Below are 15,221 nucleotides of genomic sequence, written 5' to 3'. Positions count from 1 at the left end.
TTAAGATTAGTGCTGTACTTGCGTTTATTCCAAATTAGACTTAATGTAAATTAGCTTTCTCGCGGCTTAATTTGGTTGAATAATGCTATTTGATGAAGGATTATTGATGACCTTTGAGCAAATTAAAATTAAGAATAAAATGGGTAAGACAAAATTAGTTATCAATAATAATGGGTCAATAAAGATCGATGGGGAATTTGAAATTGTTGCTGCAGACGGTACCGTGTACGGATTAGAAGGTAGGACTACCTTAGGATTATGTAGATGTGGTTTATCAGCAAACAAACCTTTTTGCGATGGTTCACATAGAAACGGATTCGAACATGAATCAGTTGCTTTCAACTTGCCACCTATGAAAACTAAATAATATTAGTTTGAATTTGTAAAAAAAGCTGCACTCTATTATTTTGAATGCAGCTTTTTTTTATTTCTCGTTTTCAAGTCGGTCAATCATAATTTTCATTTCTTCGATTTCTTTCTTTTGAGCTATAATGATATCTTCTGCTAATGCTTTGACTTCGGGATCTTCAATTGCAGCGCGTTCACTTGTTAATATTGCGATCGAATGATGGGGAATCATAGCGCGCAACCAAAGCAAATCACCCACAAATGGTTTTTGTGTTCGAACTAAAAACAAAGCAGAAAGAAACAACAATGTGCTTCCCAGCATAATTCCTATATTTTTCTTTTTATCGGTATACATTTTCAGCATGAATAAAAGCATAATCACTGCCATAGTTGAAATTCCTAAACAGGACATATAAAATCGTGTTAGCGAGAAATAGACATGGTCTATACTGTATGTGTTTAAGTACATTGTGCAATACATAGCAATAAACGAACAAATTAACATCAAGTAGAAACGAGTATAGCTGCTTTTTGTAGGAGTGTCTTTAGAATTTTCCATGATATAACTTTTAAAAATAATTTTTAAATTGACTTATAAATCGGTCTTATAAATTAAAGTTAGAAAAAATGAGAACTACAGCCAAATAGTTTTAAGACTTTTGTAAATCTAGTATTCAAACTAAAACAGTTATATAGGTACAATAAAAAAGGCCTCACAAAAATGCGAGACCTTAATTAAAAAAAACAAACAATAATTATTATGGTAATAAAACTTTATCAATAACGTGAACGATTCCATTAGTACATTGTATGTCTGGAATTACCATGCTTGCAGCTGTAGTTATACCATTACTTTTAACAGTGAATACACCGTTTAAAAAAGGGCTATAAGTTAATGTTCCACCACCTGCTGTTACAGCAGTAGTTGCAGTTTGCTCAGATGTGAATTTTCCACCTACGATAGCATGGTTCAATAACACCGCTTTTAATGTTGCAGCTGGAGTGTTTTTCACGTCATCAAGAGTTGCAAAACCTGCTGCTTTAAACGCAGCATCTGTTGGAGCATAGATTGTGAAATTATTATTTGCATCAGCTAAAACTGGGGCTAATCCAGAAGAGATCACAGCTTGAACTAAAAAAGTAAGTTCTGGCGCTTTGAAAACTTTAGCATCTTTTAATAAAAGTGCAGATTCTACGATGTTTACACCTGTAGCGATCATTACTTTATCAATAGCGTGAACGGTACCGTTACTAGCAGCTACATCAGTTAAAATAATTTTTGAACCGTTGATGTATAAATCAGCACCTCTACTAATAAAACGTCTGTTTACTGAAAGTGCAGAAGCAGAAGTTCCTCCATTTTTAATGTTAGCAGAAGGTAAATCTCCGTTAGATGTATGGTACAATAAAGTGTTTGTCAAAAAAGTATTTTGCAATCCACCTAAAGTCCCTGCGTCTACTAGTCCTAATCTTGCAAAAGCATCATTTGTAGGTGCAAATACAGTATAGTGACCAGATGGGTCGTTAGGGTTACTATTGCTTAATACTCCTACTAAACCACCTTGAACAGCAGCTCCTTCTAGTGTGCTAAAATTAGGGTTTGCCACAGCAATACCTGCAATACTAGGTGTTTCGTCTTTGTAATCAGTATCGCAAGAAACGATTGTTGTTAATAGAGTCAATGCTAATACAGCACTTTTTATATTTAGATTTTTCATTTTGTTTGTTTTAGGTATTAAAATTTGTAAACTAATCCACCGTAGTATCCTGATGATTTACCAATGTTTCTTCCTGCTACTAATGTGCTAGCTCCTACTGAAACTCCTAACTCTTTGTAAATAGGTGCATATAAATTCACACCAATTTTTGTGTAGTTCACTTTTGTTACTGGAAAAAGTCCAGCAAATCCTTCTCCAAAAATATCAACACCACCTGTAGATTTTTGATTTGCTACATAAGCATCTCCATAAAAAGACTTTGCTGCATAACCCACTTTCAATTCTGTTGTCACTGAATTTGGAACATCGTTATTCGCAAAATTTCCAGCAATTTGTCCCGAAGCAAAAGCTCCCGAGTTCATTTTAAACATAGCTAATCCAGTTGTACTAATGGTAGTACTTCTATTTCCAATAGCAATGATCGATTGAAATCCTTCTTCAACCTTATAGTTGCTTAAAGGTGTTTTTAATCCTAATGCTCCAATTAAACGTAAAGAAGAAGAAGCAAAATTAAAGTTGAAAGGACTGTACTTAATAAATACAGATACATCTTGAAGACCTTTTCTTTCGTTTTCTAAATCTAAATTTGTAAGTACTTCTTGTGTAGCGTTACCTTTAGCTTTTACATAAGGTAGCACAACAACAACATCAACCTGGTCGCTAATACCATAAGTAGCATAAAGAGATGTACTTGTTATTTTAGTTTCATTAAATACGGGAACGCCATCAACTTTTTCTGGGATGAAATATACTTCATCGTATTTTTCTGAGCTGAAAGAAATAGATACGTTTCCTTTTCCTTTTCCTTGCATGAATCCACTGATTGGACTTTGAGCCTGAGCTGTGTTAACATATCCAAATGTTGTTACAGCTAGAATGAATAGTAATTGTTTTTTAATCATAATATTATATTGTTAGTTTTACTGTTAAGAGCATTTACGAGATATAAATAATTGCGGTTTTACAAAAACTTAAAATAAATACAAATAATTCATAAATAATATTTAACACACTCTTTGTCAGTTATTTAAAATTTTTATTTTATTTAGTAAATTTAGTTTAATTGGTGTGGCTGCGGCCAAAGTGTTTTTTTAGCACCATTACAATCAGTTCAGTTCAAATTATAATAGCAGTAATGTGATTATGATATCATTTGCTTGAGGGTTCTTCAGCGTACAGTATTAAATTTTAAGATTTAATAAAAAAGTATATCTTTAACACCAACCAAAATTCAAATACCACCATGCAAGAAGAAACCAAAGATGATTTTAAAAGGGAGCTAGGCCTACTCGACGGAACAATGTTAGTCGTGGGCTCTATGATAGGTTCAGGAATATTTATTGTAAGTTCAGATATGGTTCGGCAATTGGGATCTGCCGGATGGCTAATTGCTATGTGGGTTCTTACCGGAACAATAACGGTGATAGCAGCCGTAAGTTATGGGGAGTTAAGCGCCTTATTTCCTAAAGCTGGAGGACAGTATGTATATATTAAAGAAGCTTACGGGCGGCTAATAGGCTTTTTATACGGTTGGAGTTTTTTTGCTGTTATTCAAACAGGAACTATTGCAGCAGTGGGAGTCGCTTTTTCTAAGTTTACTGCCTACCTCATTCCCTCCTTTAGTGATAAGAATATTTTGTATGAAATTGGCAGTTTTCAACTAAATGCCGCACAAATTGTTTCTATTGTAACCATTATATTTTTAAGTTATCTTAATAGTAGGGGAGTAAAAAACTCTAAAATGTTGCAGACAGTACTAACTGTTATTAAAATTCTATCACTTGCTGGATTGATACTCTTTGGTTTTTTTGCAGCTAAAGCCGAAGTTTGGGATGCTAACTGGGCTAATGCTTGGACATCACAAACGCTTGATACTACTACATTAACATGGATGCCTATAAGTGGAACTGCTTTGTTGTCTGGTATATCTGCGGCATTAGTAGGTTCAATGTTCTCTAGTGTTGCCTGGGAAGGAGTTACTTTTATAGCAGCTGAAATAAAAAATCCAAAACGCAATGTGGGATTGAGTTTGTTTTTAGGGACGTTTATAGTGGGTGTAATCTATATCTTGGCTAACGTAATGTACTTGGCAGTGGTTCCTTTGCAAGAAATTGCAACAGCTGAATCTGATAGAGTAGCAGTGGTTGCATCGCAATATATTTTTGGTCCTATTGGTACATTAATTATTGCAGTGATGATTATGATTTCAACCTTTGCATGTAATAACGGACTCATAATGGCGGGTGCACGTGTGTATTATACTATGGCACAAGACGGTGTTTTCTTTAAAAAGGCAGCTATGCTAAATGAAGCTAAGGTTCCTGCATGGTCGATCTGGGCGCAATGTATTTGGGCTTCTGCACTGTGTTTAACGGGAAAATATGGTGACCTCTTAGATTTTGTTGTAATCATCGTGTTGATATTTTATATACTAACAATCATGGGTATATTTATATTGCGTAAGAAAATGCCTGATGCTGAGCGTTCGTATAAAGCTTTTGGTTACCCTGTATTACCAGCAGTTTTTATAATTATTGCTAGTGCAATATGTCTTGCTTTATTATACACTAAAACAAGTACCTGTGGTTGGGGTGTGCTGATTATGTTGCTAGGAATTCCAGTATATTATATGACTAAAATGAATGTTAAAAAGTAAAATAGCTACGTACAAATAGTAGAAGTAAAAAAAAATCCGTTTCAGTATACTGAAACGGATTTTTTATAAAATACAGGTTGGTGGTTATAAAATCTAATCTAAAACTTGAACTAAAAACTAAAAACTAAAAATATAGTAACCATTGCCAACCCGTATGCTGCTAGCTAGTAATACGTAAAACGTCTTACTTTAGCAATATATTTTGCTAGTCTAATAACTTGATGACTGTAACCATATTCATTATCGTACCAAATGTACAACACAATATTTTTTCCATCATTAGAAACAATCGTCGCATTACTATCATAAATAGATGGTGCTGAAGTTCCCACAATATCCGAAGAAACTAATTCATTATTTGTCGAATATTTAATTTGCTCTACAAGTTCTCCCTCAAGAGCATATTTTTTCATGATGGCGTTTATTCCTTCAATAGAAGTTTCTTTTTCAACCTCTAAATTTAATACAACTAGTGATCCGTTAGGAACTGGTACACGTATCGCATTAGAGGTTAATTTTCCTGCTAATGACGGTAACGCCTTTGCAACAGCTGTTCCTGCTCCAGTTTCTGTAATAACCATGTTTAGTGCTGCTGCTCTACCACGACGGTATTTTTTGTGCATATTGTCTACTAAATTCTGGTCATTGGTATACGAGTGTATAGTTTCTAAATGCCCTTTTACAACCCCTAAAGTGTCTTCGACAGCTTTAAGAATAGGTGTAATAGCATTAGTTGTACAAGAAGCTGCTGAGAATATATTAATTGCATCAACGTCATATTCATTTTGATTTACGCCATGTACAATATTAGGAACACCTTTTCCAGGCGCTGTAAGCAATACTTTTTGAGCTCCTTTTGAAATTAAATGTCTACTTAAAGCTTCTTCATTAGTAAAGGCTCCTGTGTTATCGATGATTAGCGCATGGTCAATATCATAAATAGTGTAGTCAATATCTTCAGGTGCATTTGCTGTAATGATATGAACTGTTGTTCCGTTTATAATTAATGCGTTATTTTCAACATCAGCAATTACTGATCCCAGAAAATCACCATGAACAGAATCATAACGTAATAATGAAGCTCTTTTTTCTAAAGTAGCTGCATCATTTTTATCTCTAGTTACAATCGCTCTTAATCGCAATTGATTTCCTTTTCCAGTTTTAGACATTAATTCTCTCGCAAGCAAACGTCCTATTCGACCAAAACCGTAAAGCACAACATCCTTTGGTTGTATTTCCTCAGATGATTTTGCCGCTTTTAATTTGTCTAAAACAAAATGCCTTGCGTCTGGATATTTTTCATTTTCTAAAAGGTATTCGTATGTCAGTTTACCTAAATCTAATTTAGAAGGTGGTAAATCTAATTCTCCAACGACTTTTGCAATTTCAACCGAATCAAAAATCGTCATAGGCTTACCTACAAATTCACCAGCATATTGATGCAAGTTGATTATGTCACTTACATTCTTGTCTAATAATTGATTTTTAAATAAAACCAGTTCTATGGATTTATCATACCACAAATCACTAATGATCTTAATTAATTCGACTCCGGCGCGACGTCTGTCGACTTGAAAGGAAACTTCTTTTTGGTACAAAGCTGTGTTTTTCATAAATGAAAATTTGTAATTGTTGAGTAGTTATTTTTTGAATTTGGCGCAAAAGTACCGATTTCAATCGATTTCGTAAACTATTTTCGTATTTATTTTCAAATAAAAAAGCCAACCCAAATTTTTTCAGGTTGGCTTTGATTTTATAATTGTGTGAGATTAAATTATTATTCTAATCAATTCCCCATTTTTATTAATCATTTCTAATCGCATGCTTTTATTCTCCTCTTTATCATTTAAAAGCTTAGAAACCGTTTCAATATCTTTTGCTTTTACATTATCTATGCTTAGAATAATATTGCCACGCAGTTCATTATCATACTGCATTAAATTCTCATTAGTAATGGCTCTAATTTTAACGCCATAGTCAATTTTGAATTTTTTCTTGTCTCCAGCATCTATGTTTTCTAATTCAATTCCCTTGAACTCGGTGGTAAAAAATTCGTTTTTACTCAGTGCAACAGGGATCGTTTTTAAGGTTCCATCTCTATTAATAGTCACCGCAACTTTGTCGTTTGGTCGCTTAGTATTAATATATCCTGAAAGATCGGCAAAAGTAGCAATGGTTTGATTGTCTAACTTAACAATCACGTCTCCTTTTTTAAGACCAGATTTTTCTGCACCAGAATTTTTTGTCACCTTATTAATGTAAAATCCTTCCGTTTCTGCTACGCCTAGCTCTTTTGAGGCCATTGCATTTAGTTCTCCTCCTTCAACCCCTAATATTCCGCGTTGTACGTTACCATATTCCATGATGTCTTCGATAATTTTTCGAGCAATATTAGAAGGTACAGCAAATGAATAGCCTACATAAGATCCTGTCATTGAAGAAATCATCGTATTTATTCCTATTAAATCACCTCTAGTGTTCACTAAGGCACCACCGCTATTTCCTGGATTTACAGCTGCATCTGTTTGTATAAAAGATTGGATTCCATTGGTGCCTAAATTTCTGGCTTTCGCCGAAACAATACCTGCTGTAACTGTTGAGGTTAAGTTATAGGGATTTCCTACCGCAAGAACCCATTCACCTACTTTTACAGCATCACTGTTCCCAAAACTAGAATACGGCAATTTCTCATCTGCATCTATTTTTAAAAGTGCAATATCCATTTTTGAATCCGTTCCAATCAGTTTAGCTTTATACGATTTCTTATTATTGAGCGTTATCTCTATTTCTGAGGCGTCTTTTATAACGTGATTGTTTGTGACAATATATCCATCTGCAGAGATAATTACTCCAGATCCCGTACCTACTTGTTCTTGTGATTGACCACCTTTGTAACCATAAAAGTACTCAAGCATAGGGTTAGAAATAGTTTTGTAAGAAACGTTTTTCACGTGAACGACAGTATGTATCGTGTTTTCTGCAGCTTCTGTAAAATCTAATAATTCAGATGATAAGCCTACTTTTTTAGCATAAGAATCATTTGCAGTTGTCGTTAGAGTACCTTGTCGTGATGCAAAGTAGCCATTGTTGTCAAATAATAATTTGTAAGCACTTAGTGTAACAGCTCCACTTAACAATGAAACTAAGAACAGCTTGGAAAATTGTTTCATAATATATTTCGTTTTACGTTATTTGTAATGTAAATTTAAAACTTATTCTGACTGTTAAAATATTGTTTAACTGTATTTAACACCGATTAACATTTCATTAATAATCGTACTTTTACGGTTCATAATACTACTACAAATGCAACTTAAATTCTATAAATATCAAGGGACAGGAAATGATTTTGTAATGATAGACAATCGTTTACAGGATTTCCCTAAAGAAAACACAAAACTTATTGCGCATCTTTGCGACCGCCGTTTTGGTATTGGTGGCGACGGACTTATTCTATTAGAGAATGATGAAAATTCTGATTTTAAAATGGTCTATTTCAATTCAGATGGAAATCAAAGTACTATGTGTGGAAATGGAGGGAGATGTCTAGTAGCTTTCGCCAAAAAAATGGCTGTAATCGATAATCATACTAGTTTTAACGCGATTGATGGTTTGCATCACGCAACAATTCAAGAGGATGGAATTGTCTCTTTACAAATGATTGATGTTTCAACTATCACTAAGCAAAAAGAATATTCGTTTTTAAATACAGGATCGCCGCATCATGTTCAAATCGTGAACGATCTTAAAGAGTACAATGTAAAGGTAGCTGGTGCAGCTTTGCGATATGGTACATTATATGGTGCAGAAGGAAGTAATATTAATTTTGTTAGCAAGCTTAGCGAGGACACTTTTGCATTAAGAACGTATGAGAGAGGTGTTGAAGACGAAACATTAGCCTGCGGAACTGGCGCTACAGCTGTTGCAATCGCTATGCATAATGATGGCTTGACTACAGCGACCACTGTAAATGTAAATCTAGAAGGCGGAAAGCTGGCGGTTAAATTTGATAAAACAGAAAATGGGTATTCGAATGTGTTTCTAATTGGACCTGCAGTGTTTGTTTTTGAAGGAACATTCATGGTCTAATACCTTTCCGAGTTTTACACATAACCACAAAATTACATGATGACCTTAAAAGGAGATAATATATATATTCGAGCTCTTGAACCCAATGATTTAGAGTTTATCTATGCCATAGAAAATGATGAATCAATATGGAGTGTAAGTAACACCCAAACGCCATACAGTAGGTTTCTGGTGAAACAATACCTAGAAAACGCGCATCAAGACATATATGAAGCCAAACAATTACGCTTGGCTATTTGTCAAGACGAAGACTTTCCTGCTGTAGGACTGATTGATTTATTTGATTTTGATCCTAGAAATAATAGAGCAGGTGTAGGTATCGTGATACATGAAAAAAGTAGTAGAGGACAAAATATAGGTTCTGAGGCACTTAGCTTACTAATTGAGTACAGTTTTTATCATTTAAATTTGCACCAACTTTATGCTAATATTGACATAAAAAATGTAGCGAGTATAGCGCTTTTTATTAAATTTGGTTTCGAATATATCGGGACAAAAAAAGATTGGATATTGACAAACGGCAGTTACAGCGACGAGAATATGTACCAATTGATAAACAAACAATTTTAAATTATAGATTTTGACATTAAAAAAAATTATATCAATCGTTTCGATTGTAGTAGTATCTGCATTATTAATATATGGTTTTATATTAATGAGACAAATTTTCTCTGAAAATACTAAGTTTAGCGAGAAGGAAGTGTACGTTCACATCCCTACAGACGCAAGCTATCCTGATGCCGAAAAAATTATCTCACAGTATGTTGACGATATGGAACGCTTTGATCTTGTAGCTCAAAAAAGAAGTTATCCAGAGACTTTTAAATCAGGAAGATTCTTGCTTAAAAAAGGGATGAATAGTTATGAGTTAGTACAAAGTTTACGTTCAAATGTTCCAGTAAGTCTAGCGTTTAACAATCAAGAAAGAGTAGAAAATCTTGCTGGTAGAGTAGGCGCACAAATAGAGGCAGATAGTACGTCGTTATTGACTTCTTTTAAGGATTCTATATTTTTAAAGGAAAATGGTTTTAATGAAGACAATGTATTTGTAATGTTTATACCTAATACTTATGAGTTTTACTGGAATACGTCTGCGTTAAAGTTTAGAGATAAGATGATCAAGGAATACCGCAATTTCTGGAACGCAGATCGTTTGGCTAAAGCAGAGAAACAAGGACTTACCCCTATTGAAGCAACGATACTCGCTTCAATCGTACACAAGGAATCTGTAAAAAAAGACGAACGCCCCCGTATTGCTGGTGTGTATTTAAATCGTTTGAGAATAGGCATGCCATTGCAAGCAGATCCAACAGTGATTTTCGCCATGAAGAAAAGAGACAATGACTTCAACCAAGTTATTAAACGCGTTTTTTACAATGACTTAACGATGTCGTCTCCTTACAACACTTATGTGAATATAGGATTGCCACCAGGACCTATTGCCATGCCTGATATTACCGCGCTGGAAGCAGTGTTAAGTCCAGAGCAAAATGATTACATCTATTTTTGTGCGAGTATTGACCGATTTGGTTATCACGAATTTGCTGCAACTTTACCCGAGCATAATAAAAATGCTAAAAAGTATGCTGATTGGATCAATAGCCAAGGAGTAAAAAGGTAATATTTTATCGAATACAATAAATTTAATTAGGTGTTAAAAGATAGCTATAGGGCATTTTTTAACGCCTTTTTTAATGCTGTAAAGACAAGCTTGTGGCAAACACATTTAAATAGATGCTGCTGCATACTGTATCAATAATTAGAATTGGTTATCATCACGGTAGCATTTATATTCGAAAGAACAAAATTGAACACATACACTTAGAAAAAGCAGACGCTCAAAAATAATATTTACCTTACTTTTTTTGTTGTTTTACATAGCTTTTTAAAGTCGTTTTTTTGCCATAAAACGGTTTTGCTCGACAAAACGGCATGGTTTAAACCTACTTTTACATTGTAAATTAAGCGGATTGTAAATATTTAATAATCGTGTTAGCAGTCTAGAATACTCGGGTAATGAGGGAATTAAAGTTTCAAATTTTGCTTTTTAGACAAGATTAACAACTTGATATTCAGTATTATAAAAAATGTTGTATCTTTGCCCGCAGAAATTTCATGACGGGACAGCGTTTTGAAGAAAAACAATTTATGGTAAAGAAGTGGTATTTTTATGCGAGTTTAGCAATTATTGTAGCCTTTTTAAGCGCCGGTTTTAAACCCCTTAAATTAGACAAGAATAAGTGGTTTCTAGTAAAAAATATAGATGGAAAACAATACTTGTATCCATCTTTAGAAGAGGAAAGTTATACCAGTATGAACATTCCTTTTACAGGGAATTTATTCATAGGCTTTAAAGAAGCTTTAGGGTATAAAGAATCTCAGGGTAAATACAAAAAAATCAATTCACTTGGGTATTTAGGAAAATATCAATTTGGAGTTGAAACTTTAAAATCAGTAGGAGTTAGAGACAGTCTTCTCTTTTTAAGAAGCCCTAAAATTCAAGAGCGTGCCTTTGTGGCATTGTTGTCAAAAAACAAAGCTATATTACAAGATGTAATTGCACGCTATCAAGGAACAGTTGTGAATGGAATTTTAGTGACTGAATCAGGTATTTTAGCTGCGGCTCATTTAGGAGGTGCAGGATCAGTTAAAAGATATTTCAAGAATAACGGTAAGAAGTACATAAAAGACGCATACGGAACCTCTATACGGAGTTATATGGAAGCATTTGGAGGTTATGATACTTCCTTTATCGCTGCTAATATTAACGCAAGAGTAAGTTTAAGATAAAAAAAAGCGGTTCAACTGAGTTGAACCGCTTTTTTTATGCTTTAAATTTTAAGGTATTAGTCAATTAAAATTTCTAGAATTTTAATTGCTGCTTCACCAATTTTTGTACCGGGACCAAACACTGCTACTGCCCCCGCATCAAATAAGTATTGGTAATCTTGAGCTGGAATAACACCACCTACAATAACCATAATATCTTCTCGGCCATATTTCTTTAATTCTTCAATTACTTGAGGTACTAATGTTTTATGTCCTGCAGCTAGAGACGATACTCCTAAAATATGCACATCGTTCTCCACGGCTTGTTTTGCTGCTTCGGCAGGTGTTTGAAATAACGGACCTATATCTACATCAAAACCTACATCGGCATATCCTGTAGCAACTACTTTTGCACCTCTGTCATGTCCATCTTGACCCATCTTAGCAATCATAATTCTAGGACGTCTACCTTCTTGTTTGGCAAAACTGTTTGCTAACTGCTTAGCTTGTTCAAAACTTTTGTCATCTTTAATCTCTTTGCTGTACACACCGCTAAATGATTTAATTTGTGCTTTATAACGTCCAAATACAGTTTCAAGAGCATCGCTAATCTCACCCAAAGTAGTTCTATGGCGTGCTGCTTCTACGGCAATTTCGAGTAAATTACCTTCCCCAGTTTTAGCACAGGCAATTAACTTTTGCAATGACTCCTCAACTTTTGCAGTATTACGAGTTGCTTTAATTTTATCCAATTGCTCTAGTTGTTGCTTGCGTACCATTTGATTATCTACATCCAGAATTTGCAACGGATCTTCTTTATCTAAACGGTATTTGTTAACGCCTACAATAATATCTTGGCCACTATCTATTCTTGCTTGCTTTCTAGCTGCAGCTTCTTCAATTCTTAATTTTGGGATACCAGCTTCGATGGCTTTTGTCATGCCGCCTAGCTCTTCTACTTCCTCAATTAATTTCCAAGCGCTTTGTGCAATTTGGTCTGTTAGTGATTCTACATAATAACTACCTGCCCAGGGGTCAACAGTTTTAGTAACCTTGGTTTCTTCTTGTAAAAAAATCTGAGTGTTACGTGCTATTCTTGCTGAGAAATCTGTAGGTAAAGCGATCGCTTCATCTAAGGCATTAGTGTGTAGCGATTGTGTTCCACCAAAAACTGCTGCAGTTGCTTCGATACATGTTCGAGCTACATTGTTAAAAGGGTCTTGCTCTGTTAAGCTCCATCCGCTAGTTTGGCAGTGTGTTCTTAATGCTAGTGATTTCTCGTCTTCAGGATTAAATTGCTTTACTAATTTTGCCCAAATCATTCGTCCGGCACGCATTTTTGCAATCTCCATAAAGTGGTTCATACCAATGGCCCAGAAAAACGATAGGCGAGGAGCAAACTCATCGATTTTCATTCCTGTTGCTAATCCGGTTTTTATATATTCTAATCCGTCGGCTAGTGTGTATGCTAATTCAATATCTGCGGTAGCACCTGCTTCTTGCATGTGGTATCCTGAGATCGATATCGAATTAAATTTGGGCATTTTTTTACTGGTATATTCAAAAATATCAGCTATAATTTTCATCGAAGGAGTAGGCGGATAGATGTAGGTATTTCTAACCATGAACTCTTTCAGGATATCATTTTGTATCGTTCCTGAAAGTAGGTTTGTTGCAACTCCTTGTTCTTCGGCAGCGACAATATAAAAAGCCATGATCGGTAAAACGGCTCCATTCATAGTCATTGAAACCGACATTTGATCTAAAGGTATTTGGTCAAAAAGTACTTTCATGTCTTCTACAGAGTCTATGGCAACTCCGGCTTTACCTACATCTCCTACTACGCGCTCATGATCTGAGTCGTAGCCTCTATGTGTGGGTAAATCAAAGGCAATAGATAATCCTTTTTGTCCAGCGGCTAAGTTCCTTCTGTAAAATGCGTTGCTTTCTTCTGCGGTTGAAAAGCCAGCATATTGACGTATGGTCCATGGTCTACGTACATACATAGTTGTATAAGGTCCACGTAAGTTAGGTGCAAAACCAGCTCCAAAATCGAGATGGGTTAATGCTGCAGTATCTTCTGGACTGTATGTTTCCTTTAATTCAATATTTTCTGCGGTAAAAAAACCTTCTTTTTTAGTAGAGGTACTTTTACTATCAGTATGTGAATAGTCGAGCTGAATATTTTTAAGGTCGTTTCGTATCATAGGATGCGCGTAATTTTCACTGTTAAATAATAGGAGAGTAAACGTTGCGGTTATTCAGTAGCTAATCGCTCCTGTTCTGCTTTCTCTGCTAATCTTTTTTCGATAATAGGAGTAATCAATGTTTTTCTAGGATTGACTTTTACAAAAGGGAATAACTCTAGGTCGTCTTTCATTCGGTCTAATTTGTTAGGATATTTGTTAGTCCCTAATAATACCTCTTTACCAGAATCAAATAACTGCTGTTCCTTGTCTGCACTTTCTTGTATTTTTCTCTTAATTATACCTTCATTAAGCTGTTTTAAAAAGCCACCGTTCTCTTCGATATTTTTAAAAAGCAACAATGCTTTTTCAGCAAGCTGACTTGTCAATGTGTCAATGTAGTACGATCCATCAGCAGGGTTATCAACTTTATCAAAGTAGCTTTCTTTTTTTAAAATCAAGAGTTGGTTTCTAGCAATACGATCGCCAAACTCGTTGTCCTTGTGATATAAGGCATCATAAGGTAAATTTGAAACAGCGTCAGCACCTCCAATAATAGCTGACATGCACTCTGTGGTAGTTCGCAACATATTAACGTTGTAATCGTATAATGTTTTATTGCGCTTTGTAGGCACAGCAAAAATATGGCAATCTAAATCGTGATTGTATTCTTTTGCTACTGCTTTATATAATAAGCGGATGGCTCTAAGTTTTGCAATTTCAAAGAAGTAATTTGTTCCTACGGCAACATTAATAACGAGTTGCTGTTTAAGGATAGGCATTCTATTAAAATATTCGTTTGCGTGTGCTACAGCATAGGCAATTTGCTGAACCATATTAGCTCCTGCATTTTGATACAAAGTAGCATCAATGCTTACTACCGTATTTTTTGTAACAGCAGATGTTATTGCGTTTAACGTGTCAAAATTAGTTTTGTCAGCAGTAGTGTACCAATTTCCGTCTTTGGCTAGATGCCCAATAGGATCTAAATTGTAGAAAAATTGCGTATTAAAACTGCTAGCAATACTCTCTAATCTTTTTACGAAATCGATTGATAAAAAGCGCATATCAAAATAAACGGTAATGTCGTTTAAAGGTAATTTATTTAAGACATTTTCTATTGCTATTGTATCGTTTTCAATAGTAAAACGCAAACTTTCGGCACCACGACTTATGGTGTCTAAGGCGCGTTCAGTTGATTTTTCTAAATCAAAAACGAAGATGTCTTGAACTATTTTAAATGCAGATGCTTTTGTACCAATTGTACCAATTTTTGAAAAATCATCTTTGTGGTAAAAAGGTTTTACCTTGATATCTTCAGGAGAATTCCAAATTAAGGTGTCGTTGTAATCGCCACCATTTAATTCAAACTGTATTTTTTGTTTCCATTGCTTGGAAGATACAGCGTCAAAGTCTTCAAAATAATTAGTAGCCATCTATTTTTGTTTAAGAAAT

13 protein-coding genes are annotated in these 15,221 nt (G+C 34.7%); 6 read left to right on the top strand and 7 right to left on the bottom strand.

The window, feature by feature from the left end; genetic code table 11:
- Positions 1–139: 139 nt before the first annotated feature.
- Entirely contained in the window at positions 140–367 is a 228-nt protein-coding gene (locus tag HNQ00_RS04850; protein WP_026708593.1) for a CDGSH iron-sulfur domain-containing protein, read from the top strand.
- A gap of 57 nt (positions 368–424) precedes the next feature.
- Here the strand turns inward: HNQ00_RS04850 and HNQ00_RS04845 are convergent, their stop codons facing one another.
- The 3 genes from HNQ00_RS04845 to HNQ00_RS04835 form a co-directional block, all read right to left on the bottom strand.
- Positions 425–907: a DUF305 domain-containing protein gene (locus tag HNQ00_RS04845; protein ID WP_173837205.1), complete on the bottom strand. Its 483-nt coding sequence runs from the start codon at positions 905–907 to the stop codon at positions 425–427.
- Positions 908–1,106: 199 nt separating this feature from the next.
- Positions 1,107–2,066 carry a fasciclin domain-containing protein gene (locus HNQ00_RS04840; RefSeq protein WP_173837204.1) on the bottom strand — a complete coding sequence of 320 codons (960 nt, stop codon included), beginning with the start codon at positions 2,064–2,066 and terminating at the stop codon, positions 1,107–1,109.
- 17 nt (positions 2,067–2,083) lie between these two features.
- Positions 2,084–2,968, bottom strand: coding sequence for a hypothetical protein (locus HNQ00_RS04835; RefSeq protein WP_173837203.1), 885 nt, complete (start codon positions 2,966–2,968; stop codon positions 2,084–2,086).
- Positions 2,969–3,309: 341 nt separating this feature from the next.
- On the opposite strand from HNQ00_RS04835, the gene HNQ00_RS04830 reads away from it, so the two are divergent.
- Complete coding sequence (locus tag HNQ00_RS04830; RefSeq protein ID WP_173837202.1) at positions 3,310–4,722, top strand: APC family permease; 1,413 nt, start codon at positions 3,310–3,312, stop codon at positions 4,720–4,722.
- Positions 4,723–4,886: 164 nt separating this feature from the next.
- Here the strand turns inward: HNQ00_RS04830 and HNQ00_RS04825 are convergent, their stop codons facing one another.
- Positions 4,887–6,335 carry a glyceraldehyde-3-phosphate dehydrogenase gene (locus tag HNQ00_RS04825; protein ID WP_173837201.1) on the bottom strand — a complete coding sequence of 483 codons (1,449 nt, stop codon included), beginning with the start codon at positions 6,333–6,335 and terminating at the stop codon, positions 4,887–4,889.
- Positions 6,336–6,491: 156 nt separating this feature from the next.
- A complete protein-coding gene (locus HNQ00_RS04820; RefSeq protein ID WP_173837200.1) occupies positions 6,492–7,892 on the bottom strand; it encodes a trypsin-like peptidase domain-containing protein in 1,401 nt (466 codons plus the stop codon).
- A 136-nt stretch (positions 7,893–8,028) separates the two neighbouring features.
- On the opposite strand from HNQ00_RS04820, the gene dapF reads away from it, so the two are divergent.
- The 4 genes from dapF to HNQ00_RS04800 all read left to right on the top strand — a co-directional run bounded on the left by dapF (position 8,029) and on the right by HNQ00_RS04800 (position 11,601).
- Positions 8,029–8,811, top strand: coding sequence for a diaminopimelate epimerase (dapF, locus tag HNQ00_RS04815; protein ID WP_173837199.1), 783 nt, complete (start codon positions 8,029–8,031; stop codon positions 8,809–8,811).
- Between the two features lie 36 nt (positions 8,812–8,847).
- A complete protein-coding gene (locus HNQ00_RS04810; RefSeq protein ID WP_173837198.1) occupies positions 8,848–9,381 on the top strand; it encodes a GNAT family N-acetyltransferase in 534 nt (177 codons plus the stop codon).
- A 10-nt stretch (positions 9,382–9,391) separates the two neighbouring features.
- Positions 9,392–10,432 (top strand): endolytic transglycosylase MltG, encoded by a 1,041-nt coding sequence (gene mltG / locus HNQ00_RS04805; protein WP_173837197.1) that lies wholly within the window; start codon positions 9,392–9,394, stop codon positions 10,430–10,432.
- A gap of 527 nt (positions 10,433–10,959) precedes the next feature.
- The gene (locus HNQ00_RS04800; protein WP_173837196.1) at positions 10,960–11,601 is read left to right on the top strand and encodes a peptidoglycan-binding protein LysM; all 642 of its coding nucleotides are present in this window, start codon (positions 10,960–10,962) and stop codon (positions 11,599–11,601) included.
- 56 nt (positions 11,602–11,657) lie between these two features.
- Here HNQ00_RS04800 and scpA read toward each other — a convergent pair whose 3' ends face one another.
- Both scpA and HNQ00_RS04790 read right to left on the bottom strand, forming a co-directional pair.
- Positions 11,658–13,787 carry a methylmalonyl-CoA mutase gene (gene scpA, locus HNQ00_RS04795; RefSeq protein ID WP_173837195.1) on the bottom strand — a complete coding sequence of 710 codons (2,130 nt, stop codon included), beginning with the start codon at positions 13,785–13,787 and terminating at the stop codon, positions 11,658–11,660.
- Between the two features lie 50 nt (positions 13,788–13,837).
- Entirely contained in the window at positions 13,838–15,202 is a 1,365-nt protein-coding gene (locus tag HNQ00_RS04790) for a methylmalonyl-CoA mutase subunit beta (RefSeq protein ID WP_173837194.1), read from the bottom strand.
- Positions 15,203–15,221: the final 19 nt, after the last annotated feature.

Origin of the sequence: Flavobacterium aeripolare, assembly GCF_013294025.1 — a bacterium.
In the GTDB taxonomy this organism is placed as follows: Bacteria; Bacteroidota; Bacteroidia; order Flavobacteriales; family Flavobacteriaceae; genus Flavobacterium.
Note: the sequence above shows the minus strand (reverse complement) of the source record. Positions and strands in the feature narration are given on the sequence as shown.